Origin of the sequence: Leptospira johnsonii (genome assembly GCF_003112675.1) — a bacterium.
Taxonomy (GTDB): Bacteria; Spirochaetota; Leptospiria; order Leptospirales; family Leptospiraceae; genus Leptospira_B; species Leptospira_B johnsonii.
The window spans coordinates 1,370,597-1,391,459 of record NZ_BFAY01000011.1 but is presented as its reverse complement, the minus strand read 5'-3'; the positions used below and the strand labels follow the sequence as shown (position 1 = coordinate 1,391,459).

At 41.8% G+C, this 20,863-nt stretch carries 19 protein-coding genes; 11 read left to right on the top strand and 8 right to left on the bottom strand.

The genetic code is table 11. From position 1 onward, the window contains the following. Positions 1 to 12: 12 nt before the first annotated feature. Both LPTSP_RS15460 and LPTSP_RS15455 read left to right on the top strand, forming a co-directional pair. A complete protein-coding gene (locus tag LPTSP_RS15460; RefSeq protein ID WP_108929567.1) occupies positions 13 to 1,110 on the top strand; it encodes a DUF1554 domain-containing protein in 1,098 nt (365 codons plus the stop codon). Positions 1,111 to 1,334: 224 nt separating this feature from the next. Then, a complete protein-coding gene (locus tag LPTSP_RS15455) occupies positions 1,335 to 2,981 on the top strand; it encodes a hypothetical protein (protein WP_108929566.1) in 1,647 nt (548 codons plus the stop codon). A 106-nt stretch (positions 2,982 to 3,087) separates the two neighbouring features. On the opposite strand, the gene LPTSP_RS15450 is transcribed toward LPTSP_RS15455, so the two are convergent. After that, positions 3,088 to 3,888, bottom strand: coding sequence for an LA_0442/LA_0875 N-terminal domain-containing protein (locus LPTSP_RS15450; RefSeq protein WP_108929565.1), 801 nt, complete (start codon positions 3,886 to 3,888; stop codon positions 3,088 to 3,090). Between the two features lie 139 nt (positions 3,889 to 4,027). Here LPTSP_RS15450 and LPTSP_RS15445 point away from each other — a divergent pair, with 139 nt between their 5' ends. Both LPTSP_RS15445 and LPTSP_RS15440 read left to right on the top strand, forming a co-directional pair. Then, complete coding sequence (locus tag LPTSP_RS15445; protein WP_439957016.1) at positions 4,028 to 4,582, top strand: RNA polymerase sigma factor; 555 nt, start codon at positions 4,028 to 4,030, stop codon at positions 4,580 to 4,582. Between the two features lie 160 nt (positions 4,583 to 4,742). Continuing rightward, the gene (locus tag LPTSP_RS15440; protein ID WP_108929563.1) at positions 4,743 to 5,798 is read left to right on the top strand and encodes a FecR family protein; all 1,056 of its coding nucleotides are present in this window, start codon (positions 4,743 to 4,745) and stop codon (positions 5,796 to 5,798) included. 114 nt (positions 5,799 to 5,912) lie between these two features. Here LPTSP_RS15440 and LPTSP_RS15435 read toward each other — a convergent pair whose 3' ends face one another. Then, positions 5,913 to 6,359, bottom strand: coding sequence for a DoxX family protein (locus LPTSP_RS15435; protein ID WP_108929562.1), 447 nt, complete (start codon positions 6,357 to 6,359; stop codon positions 5,913 to 5,915). A gap of 153 nt (positions 6,360 to 6,512) precedes the next feature. On the opposite strand from LPTSP_RS15435, the gene LPTSP_RS19130 reads away from it, so the two are divergent. The 3 genes from LPTSP_RS19130 (at position 6,513) to LPTSP_RS15420 (ending at position 9,043) form a co-directional block, all read left to right on the top strand. Next, entirely contained in the window at positions 6,513 to 6,677 is a 165-nt protein-coding gene (locus LPTSP_RS19130; protein ID WP_165780203.1) for a hypothetical protein, read from the top strand. 70 nt (positions 6,678 to 6,747) lie between these two features. Next, a complete protein-coding gene (abc-f, locus tag LPTSP_RS15425; RefSeq protein WP_108929560.1) occupies positions 6,748 to 8,688 on the top strand; it encodes a ribosomal protection-like ABC-F family protein in 1,941 nt (646 codons plus the stop codon). Between the two features lie 19 nt (positions 8,689 to 8,707). Then, a complete protein-coding gene (locus LPTSP_RS15420; protein ID WP_108929559.1) occupies positions 8,708 to 9,043 on the top strand; it encodes a rhodanese-like domain-containing protein in 336 nt (111 codons plus the stop codon). A gap of 11 nt (positions 9,044 to 9,054) precedes the next feature. On the opposite strand, the gene LPTSP_RS15415 is transcribed toward LPTSP_RS15420, so the two are convergent. Together LPTSP_RS15415 and LPTSP_RS15410 are read right to left on the bottom strand one after the other, a co-directional pair. Beyond that, positions 9,055 to 9,975 carry an alpha/beta fold hydrolase gene (locus tag LPTSP_RS15415; RefSeq protein WP_108929558.1) on the bottom strand — a complete coding sequence of 307 codons (921 nt, stop codon included), beginning with the start codon at positions 9,973 to 9,975 and terminating at the stop codon, positions 9,055 to 9,057. Beyond that, positions 9,972 to 10,589, bottom strand: a complete 618-nt coding sequence (locus LPTSP_RS15410) for a TetR/AcrR family transcriptional regulator (RefSeq protein ID WP_020769708.1) — start codon at positions 10,587 to 10,589, stop codon at positions 9,972 to 9,974. The genes LPTSP_RS15415 and LPTSP_RS15410 overlap by 4 nt, the downstream gene beginning before the upstream one ends. A gap of 159 nt (positions 10,590 to 10,748) precedes the next feature. On the opposite strand from LPTSP_RS15410, the gene LPTSP_RS15405 reads away from it, so the two are divergent. The 3 genes from LPTSP_RS15405 to LPTSP_RS15395 all read left to right on the top strand — a co-directional run bounded on the left by LPTSP_RS15405 (position 10,749) and on the right by LPTSP_RS15395 (position 14,862). Next, positions 10,749 to 11,501: an acetoacetate decarboxylase family protein gene (locus LPTSP_RS15405; protein ID WP_108929557.1), complete on the top strand. Its 753-nt coding sequence runs from the start codon at positions 10,749 to 10,751 to the stop codon at positions 11,499 to 11,501. A 57-nt stretch (positions 11,502 to 11,558) separates the two neighbouring features. Further along, the gene (locus tag LPTSP_RS15400) at positions 11,559 to 13,586 is read left to right on the top strand and encodes a neutral/alkaline non-lysosomal ceramidase N-terminal domain-containing protein (protein ID WP_108929556.1); all 2,028 of its coding nucleotides are present in this window, start codon (positions 11,559 to 11,561) and stop codon (positions 13,584 to 13,586) included. A 94-nt stretch (positions 13,587 to 13,680) separates the two neighbouring features. Next, a complete protein-coding gene (locus LPTSP_RS15395; RefSeq protein ID WP_108929555.1) occupies positions 13,681 to 14,862 on the top strand; it encodes an acetyl-CoA C-acetyltransferase in 1,182 nt (393 codons plus the stop codon). Between the two features lie 70 nt (positions 14,863 to 14,932). Here LPTSP_RS15395 and LPTSP_RS15390 read toward each other — a convergent pair whose 3' ends face one another. Continuing rightward, positions 14,933 to 15,943, bottom strand: a complete 1,011-nt coding sequence (locus LPTSP_RS15390; protein ID WP_108929554.1) for an LLM class flavin-dependent oxidoreductase — start codon at positions 15,941 to 15,943, stop codon at positions 14,933 to 14,935. Position 15,944: 1 nt separating this feature from the next. Continuing rightward, positions 15,945 to 16,739 (bottom strand): SDR family NAD(P)-dependent oxidoreductase, encoded by a 795-nt coding sequence (locus LPTSP_RS15385; protein ID WP_108929553.1) that lies wholly within the window; start codon positions 16,737 to 16,739, stop codon positions 15,945 to 15,947. Between the two features lie 174 nt (positions 16,740 to 16,913). Between LPTSP_RS15385 and LPTSP_RS15380 the strand changes: the two genes are divergently transcribed. Further along, the gene (locus tag LPTSP_RS15380) at positions 16,914 to 17,450 is read left to right on the top strand and encodes a methylated-DNA--[protein]-cysteine S-methyltransferase (RefSeq protein WP_108929941.1); all 537 of its coding nucleotides are present in this window, start codon (positions 16,914 to 16,916) and stop codon (positions 17,448 to 17,450) included. On the opposite strand, the gene LPTSP_RS15375 is transcribed toward LPTSP_RS15380, so the two are convergent. Beyond that, complete coding sequence (locus tag LPTSP_RS15375; RefSeq protein ID WP_108929552.1) at positions 17,422 to 18,690, bottom strand: amidohydrolase family protein; 1,269 nt, start codon at positions 18,688 to 18,690, stop codon at positions 17,422 to 17,424. The two genes, LPTSP_RS15380 and LPTSP_RS15375, sit on opposite strands and share 29 nt — an antisense overlap. A 14-nt stretch (positions 18,691 to 18,704) precedes the next feature. Then, on the bottom strand, positions 18,705 to 20,861 hold the full coding sequence (locus LPTSP_RS15370) for a tetratricopeptide repeat protein (protein WP_108929551.1): 2,157 nt from the start codon (positions 20,859 to 20,861) through the stop codon (positions 18,705 to 18,707). Positions 20,862 to 20,863: the final 2 nt, after the last annotated feature.

Below are 20,863 nucleotides of genomic sequence, written 5' to 3'. Positions count from 1 at the left end.
ACGAGGCTCGATATGCGTTACGCTCATTCTCTGCCCTTTCTTTTTCTGGTCTTATCATTCACCTCGACTCATTGTAATAAGGCGGATAGTATCGACTTCGATAGTAGTAAGAGTCCGATTACCGGAGCAATCATGATCGATCCTACATTGTTAGTCGGTGTAGGAACTCCTGCTGTCCCATTACAACTAGTTGATTCTCCGGGAGCTGCTGCTCCGAATACAGTACCGGAACGTTCGACTTCTTCCAATACAGTAGTATTAGAATTAGTCACTCCTTTAAGTCCAGATACAGGAGAAACAATCACATTCATCTTTAGCACAAATAATCCTAGTGCCATTGAGATCAGAAGTATTGCAGGAAGTAACGATAATACTTATACTTTTAATCCTTCTCTACAAGCTTATCAGGCAGTGATCTCTCTTTATTTGGATGATCCGGATTGTGTGGAGCAAAAGTATTCCATCATAGCAATTGATTCGGTTAGTAACGTTCCGCAATCGATCTCATTTGATACTAAGGATTTGGATAAGTGTGCATTCGTGGCAACTAACGATGGAAAAGACTGGCAAGGGAATTTCGCTGTGGACAGTAAGTTAGATGATGATGCCAGAGGTTTTGCAGATGCTGCTTGTAATTCTTCTTCCAATAAACCCGGAAATTTTCCGAGTTCTATGACTTATAAAGCTCTATTGAGTGTGACCGGTCCGAATAACGGCTCTAAAACTAGAGGCATTCAGTATAACGATTGGCCTTTTGCTGCTAATACGAATTATTATTTCGGAACTCAGAACAAGAGGATGTTCACAACCGATTCGGGTAGGATTTATAACTTTAATCCGGAACTTTCTCAGGCACTTGGTAGTGGCCTGATTTGGACAGGCTTATTGAATACATGGTCGGATGCCACTTCGAAGATCCTAAGCGAATGTGCAGGAACAAACCAAGCAGGTGGCCTGGTTTCCTGGTCTACCAATTCGGTATCTATTTCGGGTATCGTGGGGAACTTGGGAGCTACGGATTCCAATCTGATCTCGAAACAGACAGCTCTTGGATTGCCTGATTACAACGTATGTAATAAGTTTAGATATTTCCTTTGTGTAGGGCAATAATCTTTCAATTAAACGAATAAAGCCAATCTGGCAGAATCAATAAAAGTCTCTCTATAAGGGACCTTCTATTTTCGAACAAACCTGCGATTTATAGTATATCCTCATATATTTTAGTAAAAAAATTATTCCCCTGAAAAAAAGGGATCAAAGACCTAAGAATGGATTGTTGCCCTTGTTATGGGGAAACCTACCCGAATTTCCCATCTTCGCAGTGGAGAGCTAAAATGAAAAGATTCCTGAATTCAAACAAGGCCCTAAAAGGTTTTTACCTATTCATTCACGGATGTTTTTTACTCTCATTTCTATTGTTGCAAGGTTGTAACGATGCAAAGGCAATCAGTATCGACGCCAGTTCTTCTGCAATTGGTGCTCTACTCTCAGACGGTAACTTTGGTATATTCGGCAATTTTGGAGATGCCGGCGGGACCACTCCTGCAGCTACTTCTGCGGTAAACATTTCTCTCAGCGGCTATGTAAATGTTACCTCTAACGATCTAAATCTTACCCTATCGGATTCTACTGATAGCACGACCCAAACTTTAACATTGACTGCTGACGGTTCCTATTCTTTCTCCACAGAACTTACAAGCGGGGATTCTTATTCGATCTCATTAGGTTCCTATACCCAAGGACAGTCTTGTAGCATCAGCACAAATGCAAGCGGCACGGCTGGAACTACCGGAACCGCTACGATAGTCTGCGAAAGACAATTAGCGATCGCAGCAGGCTGGAAAACCAATAGTGGAACTCCCGTTTTAAGATTATTCGGAGTAAATCATTCCGCTTCTCCTTATGTGGTAACTAAAAACTTTGCAGTTACTGTCGGTGGAGCACCAGGCTCTGTAGATCCTGAATTGGTATGGAACGGAACTAACTATTTACTTGTTTGGAAGTCGGCCGATACGACTATCAAAGGGCAGCTTTATGATATAACTCTTACGTCAATCGCGGCAGCATTCACAATTTATACCGGAGCAGGTGTGACGATCGGAAAGATTTCCGCTGCCTATAATCCAAGCGGAGAATTCGCAGTGGTTTGGACGGAAGCTGCTTCTACTAGGGCTGCAAAATACCAAAGGATTAATGCTTCTACGGGAGCTCTTGTCGGAACTGCGACTACAATCGCCTCTTCCACGAGTACGAATTATTTTAACGCGGATGTTATTTGGAACGGCGCCAGTTATACTACAGCATTCCGTCAAAGAACAAGTCTAAATGCGAATTCATTGACCGCCTTTAGTTTTTCGACGGGATCAGCTACTTCCGTAAAAACTTATACTGCAACAAACGGTACAGATTCCCTTGTTTTAGATTATCCTTCTTTGCTCATGCAAGGTTCGAATACTTGGCTATTCTTTAGCCAGACAAACACGGACGGTTCCAGCACGATCACTTCAGCGAGTTTGAAAAGTGCTAAAAACTTCCAAACCACCCCCACTAATTTGGTAACGGAAACAAATCCATACGGATGCGGCCCAGAAGGCGGTGGAGATCAAGATATGATTCCATCAGTAGCGATAGCAAGTATTACAAATCTTTTGGTTTCTTACGACTCTTCCTGCGCGGACGTTGGAGGCAATTATAATGAAGTATCCGATCTTCCGATCACCATCACTTCTGGCGCTGGAGGAACTCGAACGGATTATTCCGACTCTGAGCTAGGTGGTGGAGGCGGCAGTCCTAGCCCTAGCCAAACTTTAGGATCTTCCGTTACCTGTAGAACAACTGCATGCTTTATCAGCGCAGGAAACGAATCTAGCGACGCGATTTACTTATTTGATCCCGATTTTATCGGAGGAATCAATGGGACTTCTACTATTTATCCGACTGACGCAAGCGGAATAGAGTTCCCTGTAACAGTAATTCAATAAATAAGAACAATTCAAAACAAAAAAAACTCGGATCACTTCATAGTGGCCCAAGTTTTTCATTTTGAAAAACCTAGTTTCTTTAAACTAAATAACTTTTTTCGGATCCTTAATATCTAATCTCGTATTTGAGTTCCCCATTCCAACCTAAGCCGTTACCTCCAACAGTCATCGGCTGGTAAGAAGGAGCAAAGCTGAATCTAAAACCGGAGCTGGGTCCTTCAGCAATCCCTTGTTCTGCTTTTACTCCTAAATAATAAGAGTAAAAGAGCTGCAATCCGTATGCAATCCCGAACAAATATTGGTAATTATTGGATTCCTCTGCGAGGTTTTGGTAATAATTGAATGAGCCCTTATTTACCAAGAAAGCTCCGAGCAAACGTTGGGTAGTATTTGCAGGCAGGGAGAGGACAGGATCATTCAATGCAAATATGAAATAATTTCTTGCGTTTTCCTCGTACGCACCCTTGGCAGCACCAAAATCGTTTTGGGCCTTAACCGCCAGATAAGCTGCCCCTAAAACTGCTACAAAGGCCGCAGAAGCCCTGTATTTTTTGTCTGCCTTCCAAATCCCCCAACCTGGAACAACTGCCGATCTGAGCGAATAATCCCAGCGAGGTTTTTGGTACCATCTCTGGACCAGTTCCTCCTCGGTTTTTTTAGGTTCCTCTTTCGGCTTAATAGGATCCTTTTTCACTTCCGGCTTAGGGGTATCTTTTAAGTTTAACTCAGCAATCTCGGTTTTTGGAATGGTTAGGACCTTTCCATCCACTTCGATCTGAACATCCGTACGGGTTTGATTTACCACTTTCCCTTGCAGTACCTTTCCGCTTTTTAAGGTTAGGCTAGATCCAAAAAGGGAAGGGGTAACAGTTAGTAAACAAATTGCAAAAAGCCAACGATAAGGCATGTTATCTTAAATCCCTTTGGTTTAGGACTACAGACACTAAAATTGTCTGGCTATAACCGTTTTAAAACGGATTGCTTTCTACAAGAAAAATCCGAATTTACTTGAAAAAAGACCAATAGAAAAAAATTTCTATTCTACCGTGTCTGAAACCTTATTTTTCGAAAAACTATACAATAAAAATAAGGATCACTTGTTTTCATTCATTCGGCGTTCTGTCCAAGATGAATCCACAGCCTTGGACCTATTACAAGACACTTTTTTGAACTTCTTTAAACATTATTCCGGCAAGGAAATACCGGATGAGCAGGTTTCCAGAATGATCTTATTCAGGATCTCCAGGAACCTAATGATCAACCACGGAAAGTCCTATTATCAAAAGAACGTTGCTCTCGTTGGGGAGGAAACTTCTTCTTTATTTAGCTCCAAAGGCCAAGGACCTGAAAGCCAGGTCCTGGACGAGATGGAAGCCCAAAATCTCGGAAAGATCGTAAGCGAATTATTGAGCACCTTACCGGAAGAACAAAAGACAGCTATAGAGCTGCGTTATTCCCAAGGTTGCAAATTAGAAGAGATAGCCTCCGTACTGGACTTATCCGTATCTGGGGTTTCCCGACTGCTGGAAAGAGCCGAAAAGCAGCTTTTACAAGAGGGGAAGAAGAGAGGCATCCAACCTTCTTCTTTTCTAAAATCCTAGGATTTTCGCTAATTATGTATTTCGAACAATCGATTCATTTCGTCAAAAAAGCCATCCTCACTCAAAAAAATGAGCAAGGTACCAGCCTTCAGTTTGTTGATCCAACTGAGCGGGCAGGACAATGTGAAGCGGCCCGGAACTAAAGGAAACGGTAAAGAGGATGGAAAGAATGAACCCTGAATTCCAAACATTCGCAGAGCTCCTCAAAAAGTCTCTACCGAATTCTAAGGCGCCGGACTTCGATCCAAAATGGATCGGCATGTCTCCTCGCTTCTCTGTGGAGGCAAATATTATGCAATCTCCTACTAAGGACAATGTAGTTCAACTGAGCGGCTCCAAAAATAAAGTATGGTTCTTAGCTGCGGCAGCAATCTTATTCGTAGGGATTGGAGCCGGAACTTATTTCACTATTTTCAAAAAAGAAGCCGCACCTGTAGCCGAAGGTACACTGCTTAAAGCGGCAGTCGTATTCGTTAAAGGCGACGCGAAGAATGTAAAAGAAGCTCCGGTCGCATTACATTTAGGTGATATACTTAGCGAAGGCGATAAGATCGTAACAGGCAAAGGTGGATCGATCGATATCGGTCTGACCGATTCCAGTGTGATCCGTTTAAAAGAAAACTCCGAGTTAGTTCTCAAAAGTTTAAGACAAACGGACGCTTCTCAAATCAGGATTTCCCTAATGTCAGGTAAGATCCTGAACCTAGTCGAGAAGGAAAAGAAAAACGCAAACTACTTCGTAGATACTCCTACTGTGGTGGCGGCGGTTCGAGGAACTTCTTTCGAAGTGAACGCTTCGGATAAAGAATCTTCCGTCTTCGTAGTCGAAGGTGCAGTCGAAGTGACTCCTTTGATCCATGATAAGACCGAAAGAGCTTTAATCACCGGCGGATTGATCATAGTCACAGACGAAAAAGTCCTCGTGATCGAAGACTCAAAACGTGCTAAACAAGAAACTCCTGAATACGGCGACATGCGCAAAAACTTGAGCGGCCTGGATAAAGAAGTTTTAGCAAGCACTCAAAACTTAAAGACCGCTAAAACCGAGCAAGAGCTGGAAGAACTTTATGATAAGAGTATCGAACATATCATAATGAAAGATGGCCGTGAGATAAGAGGTGTGGTGGTTTCTCAAAAGAAAGGAAAACTGATCGTTCAAACCCTAAAAGGATCTTACATCCTGGATGAGAACTCGGTTGAAAAGATCATCTATTAAGAAAAATTAAAAGGTGACTCCTTAAATTAAAGCCCGGGATTTTGATCCCGGGTTTTTTTATGCCTGCTTGTCTACATGCAGACTCCAAAGACCTTGATCTTTAAGGATCGGTTCTTATACGGACCATTCTCCTAACTTTTTATCGAAAGAGAAAGAACCTGCTCCTCTGAATAAAAGGGAAAGTGCTGCTGATACAGCAAGAATATGGTATTCGAAACCTTCTCCCCCTTTATCACCAAACCAATTCATAAAAAAGCCGTATTCTTTATGAGTGAAACCGGCGACTGTCAAAGTGATTGTAAGTCCCAAGGCCCAGAATCTAGTTAAAAATCCGAATACCAAACAGATGGTCCCAATGAATTCAAAACCAATTACCAGAACTCCTAAAACATAAGGAGCCCCCAAGGTCTCTGTAAAATAATCCATAGCCGTATAAAACCCGGCACCTTCGAACCAACCCAATGCCTTTTGAGCTCCATGTGGGAAAATGCATATAGCGAGACCCAAGCGTAAGAATAAAGGCCCTAAACCTTCTTTCGTTTGAAATAAATTGTATAACATGCCGAATATGCATCCTATAGAACTCCAATCCGGACATATTTCCATTCTAATTTATCTTCTCTCCTGATTGGAAACAAGCTCTGGGGCCAAAATAGGTTGTCGAAAGAGGTATTTCCGTAAATTTTGGCAATACGAACGCATCGGAAGGTACCTATGTCTGAAGAGACAGCCGAAAAGAAGAACAAAAAAATCAACAAGATGAGCGCCGGGGAGCTTGACCAAGCTTTAAAAGACGCAGTCGAGAAGATGAACGGGGAAACGAGCAAGTACGTACAACATCTTAAAGCGAGAAAAGAAGAACTCGCGAATAAGAAGTAAGCACTACTTTAAAAACCCTCAATAACCTCCGCGGACTCGTGCGGGGGGTTCCTCAGAAATTCCTTGGACCATGCTACAATTCATCGATATCAAGCACCGGTTCGGTAGCTCCACACTTTTCGAAAACTTCTCCTGGCATATCAAGCCCGGCTCTAAAATTGCCTTAGTAGGACCAAACGGTTCCGGCAAATCCACTTTATTCAAAATGGCCGTTGGAGATCTGAATCCAGAGGAAGGGATAGTCAGTCGTTCCAAACATACCGAGATCTCTTTATTCCAACAGATCCCCGATTTCAATTTCGAAGCAAGGGTGATCGACACCGCACTTTCTAAACATAAGCATTATAACGAATATATAAAACGTTCCGAGGACATTCATGCAAGAATGGATCGCACGGATCATGAATCTCCTGAGTTCGAGGCCTTATTAGAAGAACAAAGCCAACTGGAAGAATACGCATTTACCTACGGTGTTCATGAATTAGAAGCTCAGGCAAAAAAGATCATTGGTGGTTTAGGTTTTTCTAATGATCAAATGGAGAAGAAGGTAAAAGAATTTTCTCCAGGTTACCAGCACAGACTTGGACTCGCGATCGCAATTTTAAATCCGGGAAACCTTCTTCTTTTGGATGAACCTACCAACCATTTGGATCATGCTTCTAAGGCTTGGCTTGCGGAATATTTAGCGGATACGAATCGTTCCTTCGTTCTTGTAACCCACGATCCTGAATTTTTGAATGCGACTACTGATACAATCGCAGAATTAAATCCGTCAGGTGTTCTAGAATTTAAAGGGACTTTGGAAGACTACTTCGAACATAAAAACGAACTTTTGGATAAGTTGAGACTTCAATTCAAAAAAGAGGAAGCTTACTTAAAGAAAAGGACCGAATGGATAGAACGTTTCCGTTCCAAAGCTACAAAAGCAAAAGCTGTCCAAAGCGTTATCAAAAGATTGGAAAAAAGGGATAAGGTAGAAGAACCTGAAGATTCCTTCTGGAACTCCAAAACAGAATACAGGTTCAATTATACTCCTTGCGGAAATCTGTCATTCAGGATCGAGAACGCATCATTTGCTTACGAAAAGACAGGTAAGAATATTTTTTCCAACGCGGAGCTTCACGTTTCCAATGGGGACAAGATCGCGATCATCGGACCGAACGGTGCGGGTAAATCCACATTCTTAAGAAATATATTAGGAATTCATAAATTAACCGAGGGTTCAGTCACTTTCGGACCTAAAACAAAGATCGGCTACTTTTCTCAGAACCACCATGAACATCTGGATCCTGAAAAAAATCTTTTAGAAACTGTGCTTTCCGTGTATCCGGATCTTCCAGACGTAGAAGCAAGAAAGCTATTGGGTTATTTTTCTTTCAGCGATGATAGGGTTTTCAAAAAAGTGGGACTTCTATCGGGAGGAGAACAGAGCAGATTGAGATTAGCTCTTTTGGTAAGATTCTCCTCCAACACCTTATTTTTGGACGAGCCTACCAACCACTTAGACTTAGTAGTTCGAGATAATTTAAAACGTGCACTCCAAGAATATCCAGGAGCGGTTTTAGTCATTTCCCACGATCCAGATTTTTTAAAGGACTTATGCACCAGGACTGTTTCCGTTTCTAACGGAAAAGTAAAGGATCTGAATACAAGCTTTTCGGATTATCTAAAATTCCCCCCGGAAGAATTGGAAGCGGAAGGCGGTTTTACCGTCAAGGCTCCGTTCGAAAACGCGGGCAATGAAAACAAGAGCAGATCCCAAAAGAACGCTGACAAAAATCGGGTTAAAAAATTACAAAAAGAAATAGAACAAATCGAAGGCAAGATCGCTCTATTAGAAAAGAATAAAACGAACTCCGAAGAGCTTCTCGCAGACCCGGAGTTTTATAAAAAGCGCAGTTATCAAATGGAACTAGACAATTACAACGAGACTAAAAAAGAGATCTCTCGTTTGACCGAAACCTGGGAAAAACTGCAAATCGAAATGGAAGAACTGTCTTCCGTGGTATAGTGATCATATAGGAGACTGAATGAATCCGAAAGAATTAAAAAACAGATTGGACGCCAGAAAATCGGGAAGCGACGATTTTTACCTACTGGATGTGCGTAACCCCAACGAACAGGAAATCTCCACAATCGAAGGGACGGATCTTTTGATCCCGGTTGCGGAATTGCCTGCTAGGATCGGAGAATTGGACTCTTGGAAATCTTCCGGAAAGGAAATTATCGTATATTGCCGTTCCGGAGCAAGATCCGCAAATGCCTGCGGAGTTTTAAAATCCACAGGTTTCTCCAAAGTATTTAACCTAGAAGGCGGGATCCTTTTGTATTCCGACGAAGTGGATCCTTCTCTGGCTAAATATTAAGGATTTAGCAACTACTTAGATAAAAACTTAGAGATAGCCGGAAGAACTATATCCGGCTTTTCTATATGAGGCAGATGCCCCGCATCCTTTACCAAAACGAATTCGGCTTTCAAAAGCTCCTTCACATACTCTCCTTTTTCCAAAGGAGTAGTGTGATCCTGATCTCCCCAAAAGACCAAAACAGGCTTTTTAGTTAAGGCCAAATTCTCAAATTCAGACTTAGGCTCGAAAGAAATAATATTTCGGATCGTAGAAAGTATAGCTCTTCCAAAACCTTTAAAACTCAGTTGGGTCTCGTATTTTTCAACCCAGCCGCTCGGAACCTTGGAAGGATCCACAAAATCAGCAGAGATACCTTTGGGCAAAGAAGGAATATAAACAACAGAGTTCAAATATTCCCCGATCAAAGGAATAGTCAGAGGAAATGTATTCGTTTTTGAAGTGAATGGATCTAGTAAGACTACTTTTTTTGTTCTGTCCGGATATTTAGAAACGTAGTGAGCGACAATCGGACCTCCCATCGAAAGTCCCATAATATCAAAAGACCCGCTTATATGCAGAAAATTTAATAGATCATGGATCTGAGAAGTAAACAGGTCCAAATTATAGACGGTATCCGGCCTATCAGAATATCCTCTTCCATAAAGATCGAAACGTAAAACTCTATAACCGGCGTCTGTCAGTGATTTTTGGACCGGGTCCCAGATAAAATACGGAGTGGAAAAACCGTGAACTAAAACGACAAGATCACCCTTTTCCGGTCCGGATAATTCGTAATGGGTCCAACCCAAGGGAAGTTCCGCGAATTGACCGGAGACTCCGGAACGAACAGATTCGTTTAATTCAATTTTTTCTCTAGAACGAACAAACGGTAAAGCGGTAAGTACGATGAGTACTAATACAGCTAGAGCAAAGAGAAGTTTTTTTCTCATTCTTTATCTAAAAGTATTTTACGGAAAAATAAAAAGCCTTCGTCAAGAGGATCACCAATCCCTCTTTTTTTCAACATTCCAGTCATGTCCAAAACGATGATCCCATACATCCAGGAATACATTGTTCTTGCGAGAGAAGGATAATCTTCTTCTTTGATCTTGAATTCCCCCGACCTAACGCCCGCTCGGATAGTTTCCAAAAATACTCGGTAACTGGTTGGAAGTTTAGGGAATGCTTTTCTATGCATATGGCCATGAACAGTATTGAACATTACCTTATGCAGCTCTTGGTTATTCCCGGAAAAATCGTAATAAGCCCTTGCGATCAGGGTTAATTTTTCATAAGAATTTTTTCCATTCAGTCTGGAAGCTCTCAGAGTTTCGGTTAACTGAGCTTCCCCCTGGGAAATGATAATTTTGATGATATCTTGTTGGCTCTTGAAATGAGAATAAGGGCTTGCTACACTACAATCCAACTTTTCGGCGATCCTTCGCATGGAAAGCCCGTCAATTCCCTCTTCGTTCAATATATCCAAAGCCGCCTGGACGATGGATTCTTTATTTAAACTATTTCTAGTGCGTCTTCTAGGACGCGGAGCAGCTACTGCAGTCATATTTTTTGCCTTCGGGACACTCGAAAGCCGAGAACGGCTCGAGTATCGTCCCCATTGTCCAGTTATCCCAAAAATGGGCAGGATGTTCAAGAGTTTCCTTTTCAAATTTGGGTATTTTCCTAGTATAGGATACAAAAAAGATAGAAACGGACCCCTAGAATGAAAGCAACCGCCTCTTCCAAGGCTAAACCTAAGACCAAAGCCTCTAAAACTACACAACAATCTCCCAAAAAAGCCATAAATACGAAGAGCAAACCCCAGTCCCCTAAGAGACATTTTCCAGCTCCTTGGTCTTTAACTGGCGAAGGATTCCTGTTCCCATTATTCGGTAGGAAGTCCTACAATTCAGAAATGGCATTTTTGGACGAAGAAGACCGCAAATCCTTCAAAGGAGGACTCGGTTCTTTGATGTTAGTGAATTACGAAAGATCAGATGTGGGACCTTATTACGAACTTTTATACATTCCTGGAAATTTCGAACATAAGGACACGAATTACAAAAGGATCACTCGCATTTTTGTATCCAGCCAAACCTCAGTGGAAGAAGGAATTCGAAATTGGGCCATACCAAAAGAAAGAGCTGATTTCGTTTGGAAAAAAGAAGGTTCAATAACTAAGATAGAAGTTTCTAGAAACGGAAAAACTTTTTTCAAAATTAAGATCCGAACATTAGGTTTTAATTTTCCTGTAAGCACTTCTATCCTTCCCTATGTTCTTTTGCAAAAAGCGGAAGATGGATCCAAATTAAGCACTGCATTTATAGGAAAAGGCAAAGGAAAATTCGCGAGAATAGAATCCGTTTGGTCGGATGAAACTGTCTTTCCTGACTTCATCAAAGGTGGAGGAGTAAAAACAGGAATAGGAGCTTCTCCTTTTCATCTTACCTTCCCTATTGCAGAACATGTTGAATAAGCTAAATATTCGAATTTGATAAAATACTTTTTATAAAGATCCGATAGGAGTCCTGTTATGAAGAAGTTCCGTTTAGTGATTATTCTTCCGTTCTTATTTCTGTTTTTTTCCGGACCCACATTTTCCGGAACAGCCAAACCTCAGATCAAAGATTTTAATTTCGAGGCTGGAATGTCCAAAGTAGATATCACAGGACCTCCAACTGGGATTATGTTCTGGGGATATGCACAAGAAGGACAAAAAGGAGAAGGTATACATCTCCGGCAATTTGCAAGAGCCTTAGTCATCAAGGACCCTAAATCGGGAAAATTACTAGCCTACGTGACTGCTGAGCTTGGTGGAGTTCCCCATGAAGTACAGAGGGACATCGTAGTCAGATTGAAGAAGGAAGTAGATCCTAATTTTAATTTCGCGAACGTTCTCCTAAACGCTTCTCATACTCATAGCGCTCCCGCGGGATTCTTTCACTATATTCAAAATTCTATATATACTACTAAGTTTTTTCCTGAATACTATTCTGTGATCGTAAACGGGATCTTTCAGGCAATTAAGGAAGCTTATTCCAAAAAAGAAATAGCTCAGTTGCTAATCGGAAGCGCGACCGTAGAAGGAGCCGGAGCAAATCGCTCCTTAGTGGCATACCAAGCGAATCCTAAAGAAGAAAGAGACAAGTATAACTCCGATACTGATAAAACAATGATCCAAATCTCGGTAAATACCAGAAGAGGTGTGATCGGGGTTATAAACTGGTTCGGGGTGCATACTACTAGTATGACCTTCGACAATCATTTGATATCTACAGATAATAAAGGCTACGCTTCTTATCTTTCCGAATCGGAAGCCTCTAAAAGAGGATCAAAAGATTTTATCGCGATCTTTGCACAGGCAAACGAAGGGGATGTAACTCCAAACCTGAATCTGAACAATACAGGTCCGGGAAAGGATATGTTCGAGAGTACCAAGATCATTGGAGAAAGGCAATATATTGCTAGTTCTAAAATCCTAAACGATGATAATCTCAGGGCTTTACCTTCTGGACTCAACTATACGCAATCTTTTATAGATATGCCGAACTCGATCGTTCGTAAGGAATTTTCAGAAACGGGAAAGGACGAAAGAACCTGTCTCTCTGCTTATGGATACGCCTTAGCCGCGGGTTCTACAGAAGAAGGTGGAGGGCATTGGCTTTTTCACGAAGGAATGAAGGACGAGGATAGAAAATTCTATATTGATTGGTTGGCAGCAAGATTACTTCAGGCTCCAAGCGATGAATTGAGAGTTTGCCAAAAACCTAAAGCGATCCTATTCCCGATGGGAGAAACAAAACCTGATCCTTCTCTTTCTCAAATTCTGCCACTAGGACTTGCTACCATCGGAGATTTTGCTTTGATCGTTTCGCCTAACGAAGTCACGACGATGTCCAGCAGAAGAATGAAAGAAACCGTCAAAAAAGTTTTAGGGCCAAAGATCAAAGAGATCGCGCTTTCCGGGTTAACTAACGATTTTGCGGGATATATCACTACTAAGGAAGAATATTCTACACAACAATACGAAGGTGGGCACACTCTTCATGGGCCATTTAGCTTGGATCTTTTTAGACAAGAATACAACAGGCTTGCAAATGACCTTTTACAAAACAAGGCAAGTAACCAAGGACCTTATCCTAAAGATCTGAGCTCTACGGTTATAGGTACGGATGTTCCTAATAGAGAGAGGATCTCTTTTTTTGAACCTAAAGTAAAAACACCAAATGAAAGCGTCGCAAAAATCCGAGAATCCGTTTCTTGCGAAGTGAGTTCGGTAAATCCGAATATCTCTTATCCAAAACAAAGATCCTATTTCAATGTAGAAAAGAAAGAAGGAGACAAATGGATCACTGCTTATACCGACTCCGACTGGGCCACTAAATTCTATTATAAAAAATCTTTCTTACCTTTGTTTGATGATACGATCCGATTGGTCTGGGAAACTGATAAGAATGATGCTCCAGGAGTTTATAGACTAAAACATTCTTCCTTCTATATTAATAAGGAAGGAAAAGAAGTCCCATTCTCCATCGATTGCCCCGAATTCGAATTAAAATAGTATGACTCGGAAACGGCGTAAAATGGAATGGTAGTACATTGTATTGATCTGCAGTTAATGACTGCGTAATGTTAATATTTTTAGGACTGGAAAAATGGAAGAAGCAGTTTTGTTGGACGGAATCCGCACCCCTTTCGGAAATTTCGGCGGAACATTAAAAGATGTAAGCGCAGTAGATTTAGGAGTTTTAGTTTCTAAATCCTTGCTGGAAAGAACAGGAGTCAATCCTTCCGATATAGGTGAGTCTATTTTCGGGAACGTGGTCCCCACAGGAAAAGAAGCCATCTATCTTGCTAGACATATTGGACTCAAAACAGGATTACCTATCACTGTACCTGCTTTGACCTTAAACAGACTTTGCGGATCCGGAATGGAAGCAATCATCCAAGCAGCTAAAAAGATCTACTTAGGAGAATCGGAAGCGGTTCTTGCAGGAGGGTCCGAATCCATGAGTAATGCTCCTTATGTTGTGCGTAACGCTAGATGGGGAGTTAGATACGGTTCCGCGGAATTTGAGGACACATTAGAGCAAGGATTAACCGACCAATACGTTGGACTCATTATGGGCGCCACTGCGGAAAATCTTGCAGACCAATATAAGATCAGCAGAGCTGAACAAGACGAGTGGGCAGGAATTTCCCAAACCAGAGCGGAAAAAGCAACGGTAGAAGGTAGGCTAAAAGAAGAGATCCTTCCTGTAACCGTCGGCGGCAAAAAACCGATTACATTAGAAAAAGATGAATTTATCAAAGGTGCTGCTTCTATCGAAAAACTTTCTGCACTAAAACCTGCATTTAGAGACGGTGGGACAGTAACTGCAGGAAATGCATCCGGTCTAAACGATGGAGCGGCAGCTACAATCGTTACCTCCGCTTCTTACGCCAAAAAAATAGGTAAAAAACCTTTGGCAATCATCAGAGGATACGGACACGCAGGATGTGGCCCGGCTAAAATGGGGATCGGGCCTGCATTAGCAATTCCGATCGCACTCAAAAAAGCAGGCTTAAAACTATCCGACATGAGCCTTGTAGAAGTAAATGAAGCGTTTGCAGCTCAGTATCTTGCAGTCCAAAAGGAATTGGGCTTAAATCCTGAGATCACTAACGTAAATGGTGGAGCAGTCGCAATCGGACATCCGCTCGGTGCAAGCGGCGCAAGAGTGACCATCACTTTGGCTTACGAACTTAGAAGGAGAAAGGCAAAATATGGAGTCGCTTCTCTTTGTATCGGTGGGGGCCAAGGGATCGCTCTAATTCTGGAAAACCCGGAAGCCTAATAATAAAAAAGACTAGGTCCCGCTTGGTTTGCAGGACCTAGTCCAGTTCTCACTTCCCTAGTTTACGCTTTTATAATCTTTTTTCTAATTCGAAAGCTTCTGCCAAAAGTTCGTAAGAACGAACCCTGTCCTTAAAATCATATGTGATAGTAGAAACCACTACTTCATCAATTCCGTATTCTTGGGTCAGATCTAAAATCCTTTTTTTGATCGTATCAGGAGTTCCTGCAATCATTCTTCCCCGATTGTGTAATAGTCTAACCCTTTCCATATCGGAATACACGTACGGTTTAATCTCTTCATAGGAAAGTATACCTTCGCTAATCCCTTTTTCAATATTTAAAAGTTGTCTGTCCATTACAGCCTGTAGTTCTTCTGCCTTCTCTTTTGTATCAGCGCATAACACAAAAATACCGACACTTGCTTGAGGAGCTGGAAGCGCTTCGGAAGGTTGGAATCTTTCCTTATAAGCCTGAATGCTCGCATATCCCCCTGTAGGATTTATAAACTGAGCAAAAGAAAGAGCCATCCCGAAATGGGCCGCGATCAAAGCGCTTTCTCCACTAGAAGTTAAGATCCAAAGTTCGGGACAGGTTTCTGCAACTGGGATCGCTTTTACTTTCTCTTGAATGGAATCCGGTTCCGCATTATCCGTCAAGAAATCTCGTAAGTCCACCAGTTGTTGGATAAAATCATTCTGAACAAAACTGTTAGAAGGATTCAATATAGCGGCTGTTAGTCGATCTCCGCCGGGAGCCCTGCCTAGTCCCAAATCTATCCTTCCCGGAAAAAGAGTTTCGAGCATCCTAAAATTTTCAGCCACTTTGAGAGAACTATGATTAGGAAGCATAATCCCTCCGGAACCCATGCGGATCCCTTTCGTTTCACCGGCAAGATGCGAGATCAAAACTTCAGGAGAAGATCCGGCTAATCCTAGAATATTATGATGTTCTGAAACCCAATATCTATGGTATCCCAACCTATCAGTCAGTTTCGCAAGTTCAATCGTCTCTCGGACCGCCTGGAACGCAGTTCCACCTTTGCGAATTGGAGACTGATCTAAAACACTTAATCGGATCATACTAGAATGCAGACTTGACCACACCCCCATCCACTCGGAGTGCTGCGCCATTTGTTGCGGAAGAAAGTGGAGAAGAAAGATAAACTGCAAGATTTGCTACTTCTTCCACTGTTGCGAATCTTTGTAATAGAGAAGTGGGTCTTGCGTTTTTGAAAAATTCCTTTTCTATGGTAGTGGTGGAAACGTTTTGTTGTTTCGCAAGGTCTTCGAGGAATCCTTCCACACCTTCGGAGCGAGTGGGTCCTGGAAGAATAGAATTCACAGTCACATTGGTTCCCTTTGTGAGTTCTGCAATTCCCCTACCTAAAGAGATCTGTGCACTTTTTGTGACTCCATAATGGATCATTTCACTCGGGATCTGTATCCCGGACTCGCTAGATACAAATAAGATCCTTCCCCAATTCTTTTTGAGCATAGAAGGTAAATACGCTCTGGAAAGTCTGACTCCGCTTAGAACGTTCACTTCGAAAAACCGTATCCAGTCTTCGTCAGGGATCTCTACAAAGTCTTTGGGCTCGAAAATCCCGACATTGTTCACAAGAATATCTACATTAGGAAATTTTGATGCGATTTTGTTAACTTCTTCTTTGTTGGAAAAATCCGCTTCCATTCCAAGAAGATCCGCTTTGGGGAATTTTTTGTGAATGATTGAGATTGCTTCTTCTACTCTGACTTTGGTCCTTCCATTTACGATGACCTGGGCTCCTTCTGCTGCAAGGCCAGTGGCAATTGCGAGTCCAATCCCGGCGGTTGATCCGGTGACTAAAGCGATTTTATCTTTAAGTTGGGTATCCATGTATTGTTTTCCATTACTTAGACGAAGCTAACGCAGATCTAGGCAAAAACGGTTTGGTCCGTGATTTGGTCTTAGGTCGGCTTCTGATTAAATTAGAAGATCCTCAGTAAGATATTTTACAGCAATTTTCGGGTTGTGCTAAATTCAAAAAATCTTTTATACTTAGCCAAAGAAATGATCCTCAGTAAAGAAATCCAATCCCCATTAGGAATACTTCTCGCGGGCGCGGTGGAAGAAGGTATCTGCCTTTTAGAATTCACGGAAAAAGAGAGGTTAGAACTCCAACTCTCACGATTGAAGAAAGTCTTTGGAGAAGATATCCAACCGGGAGAAAGTAGATTTTTCCATCAGTTAGAAGAACAGCTTAAGGAATATTTCGAAGGTAAAAGAAAAGAATTCGATATTCCTCTAGTAGTCTTAGGCACCGACTTCCAGAAAAAAGCTTGGGAGGCCCTACATTCGGTAGTTTATGGAAAGACAAATTCCTACGAAGCCCAAGCGATCCGGATCGGAGACAAAAACGCAGTCCGGGCTGTAGCAAAAGCAAATGGAGAAAATCGGATCGCTATTCTGATCCCATGTCATAGGATCATAGGAAAAACCGGAGATCTCACAGGATACGGAGGAGGACTTTGGAGAAAAAAATTCCTGCTCGAATTAGAGCAAAAATATTCCGATTCTCCTACTTTACCTTTTTTCCGAGGTGAATGACAGCAGCAATACTTCCGGGAAACGTGACACCCTCGAAAGGAGACCAACCACTTTTACTTTTTATATCTTCTTTTTTGAATGTAGTCGGAGTTGCAAAATCCAGAACCGTAAAACTTCCGCAATAACCTTCTTCAACTTTTCCGAATCCTTTTCCGTATTCTTTAGGCAAAAACTCTGCCACGAAATCGCCCGGATTCTCCGCACAAATTTCTGAAATTTTTTCCAGAGAAATTCCCGCGATCTTATGAAGCCAAGTCACGAATAAAGAATACGTATCGAGTTGAGAAATACCGGACGTACCTTTTAGTTTTTCTTCGATCGAATGAGGAGCATGATCAGTAGCTAAGAAGTCTATCCAGCCTTCTTTAATTCCTTGGAGTAAAGCCTCTTTGTCTTCCGGTCCTCTTAAAGGTGGATTCATCTGGAACCAATGACGATTCTCATCCGTAAGCATGGTTCGATCAAAATACAAATGAGTAGGAGTCACTTCGCATTTTACTTTAACGCCCCTCTTCCTGGCTTCTATGATCTTTTTTAAACCTTCTTCCGTAGAATAATGGCATAACTTTCCGATGAGTTCGTATTTTTCGATCAGATACAGTGCAAAATCGGTAGCCAAAGTTTCTGCAATAGCGGGCCTTCTATCCTCATGATAGGTTTCGTTTTGGCTCTTTTCTAAAACTTCAGGATCTTCACAATGAAAACTAACATTACAACCTTTGTAATGACGAATGGTTTCTTCCAACTGCTCGTTGGAATAAAAGAATAATTCGCCGATAGAAGGTCCCATGAATGCCTTGTACGGAACATGAGCTTTTAGAGGTTTTGTATGAGGACCTATACCCGCATATAAAGTGATCCGAATAGGAGAATGATCCGCGAGTTCTCTCTTTTTAGAATAAGTAATATCGTCAGTAGGAGGGATCGGATTATTGGGCATGTCCGCGATATGGATCACACCTCCGTTAATCGCAGCATTTCCTGCGGATAAAAAATCTTCTTTGTATTTATGTTTTCCGGATTCGTCTTCTCTTGCGTGCACATGAATATCACCGAAACCTGAAAAGATCACGAATTTTTCCGGATCAAAAGTCAGCTCTTCTGCATTAGAAGATTGTAATATTTTTTCTTTCTGGACGGAATTTATAAGACCGGTTTTCGGATCCAGCTCTATCGTCCCTATAAAAGATCCTTTAGAGTTTTGGAATTTTCCCGAAATTTTCCGGATTTGAGGAGCCATTAACCCAGTATATCTCAGGCGCCTTTTTTTTCTATCGCATTCAAAAGTTTCGTAACTGCTGCAGAAGGTCCCTGATCTTTACGGATCTGGATCGCGAGATCCCTGGCTTCATCCAAACGATTTGTATGATAATACATATCAGCAAGATGCAGATTGTTTTGGGAATGTCCTTCGGAAATTGATCTCAATTCTTCTGACAAACGAATGGCTTCTTGGATATCCCCAGTTTTTTTGGCGCAATAAGACAGGATAAAAAGCATTTCAGGATCTTTCACGATCCCCATCTCTCTCAGTTCCCGGGCAGCCATATAGGCAGTTTGATAATCCTTGATCTTCAAGCCTAGTTTTAAGATCAGTTTAGAACGAACTGGATGTGAGTCTTGGCTTCCTTGCAGATCGGAAAGGAATTTTTTCAATTCCGAAACTGAACTGGTTCTTTTGATCCGATCCGAAATTTCCTTCCAGGAAGAAATTGAGCCGTCGGATCCGGACACGGCTTCGTTCCGACTAAAAGAAGTTGATCCGGAACTTTCTTCCGTTCGGACAGATTGGATCATTCGATTAAATTGGTCCGCTAAACTTCCGATCTCGTCCCAAGCTTCCGGATGTAATTCTCTTTGCAGATCTCCCTCGGTTGCAAGCTCCAATGCTGAATACAATCTGTCCAAAGGATGGATCACGAAGAACGAGAAAAACGAATTGATCGCTATGGAAAAAAGAAGCAGACCAACTAAGAATGCAAGGACCGGCTTTTTCAGTAACCCAGTCTCGAAAGACAAAAATTCCTGATATGGAATGCCTATCTCTTTCATCTGGGTTTTACCCGGAGACTTTTGGATTATGGAATAATAATATTCTCCCATTGCAAGTCCAGGGATCCTTCTGAATCGAGGTTCTCCTTCCGGGACCAATTCTCTCATCTGGTCCAACGCAAAACTACGCAGCGCCTCTCCTTCTGCAGAAGAGTTTTTCACGGAACCGGAAAGTATTTTTAAAAATAAGGCAAGTTTCTCTTCCTTACCGTCCGGAGAGATCTGTTCCAAAATCCCGTCCCGGATATCCTTGGGAGGAAGATTCCTGATCTTTTTACGGACCTTCTCCAAACCCTTGGAAAAGTTAATTAAATTTTCGGAATATTTATCGGAACCTTTTAGAGACTCCGCAACTTTTGCGTAAGAAGGAAATTCCTTATTCAAGGAAGAAGGATGATTCCAAATAAAGGAAAGGATCAGATCTCTTTTGGATTCTGCAAAAAAAGAAGTCTCTAATCCTCCGGAAGCGGTCAGAACAAATCCGTCATTATCTTGCACGGAAAGTAGATAAGAATCGGGGGACAGATCTTGAGCTTTTAATCTTTCCTTAACTGTTTCGTTGTAAGATTCCAATCCAGGTTGTAAAAAAAGCCAACTGCTTCCTTGAAACACGAATAATAATAACAATACGATCCCAAGTAGAATGGGAGATTTAAGACTAAAAGCTTCTCCGGAGGCTCTTAAATGGATCAACCAGGCCAAAAACAATGCGGCCAAAAAGATCGGATTCCAAAAAGAAAGTCCGATGGCTCTATCCAGAGGATAAGCGATCTCTTTTAAATGAAAGAGTATAGTAGTTCCAAGGAGAAGTAAAAAAGGCACCCAAAGAGAAAGAGCCATCAACTGTATATCGGATCGATAGGCCTGAAAACCTCTCCAAACCCCAAATAGCAATATTACAGAAACATAAATAATCCCGAACCAAAATATAACTCTTTCGTCGGCTCTGTGAATTACGTCGTAGACCCCTCCGCCAAAATCATAAACAGGCTTAGCGAATATTGTTCCGACTATATGCAGAACCAAAATACTTAAGGCCAGAAAATATCCGGCACCTAATAAGATCCTTCCGGTCTTTTCGGAGGTTTGCGGATTCAGCAGAAAAAAATACAAACATAGATGGGCACAAAGTAAAAACGCAGAAGGTAAAGAAACCCATCTGTGTAAAAAAGAAAGAGGATGGAAGAAAGAAGTCCCGAGCAAAAAGGAAAGCTCGAGTAACGCGCAGTATAAGAATACCCAACCTAGGTGTAGAGTTGTTTCATACTTTTCCTTTCTGATCAGAAGAAAAAAAGCGCAGAGTCCAGAAAGAAGAAATCCGGTAAGGTAACTGACGCTGGAAAAAGTTAAAACAGCCATGA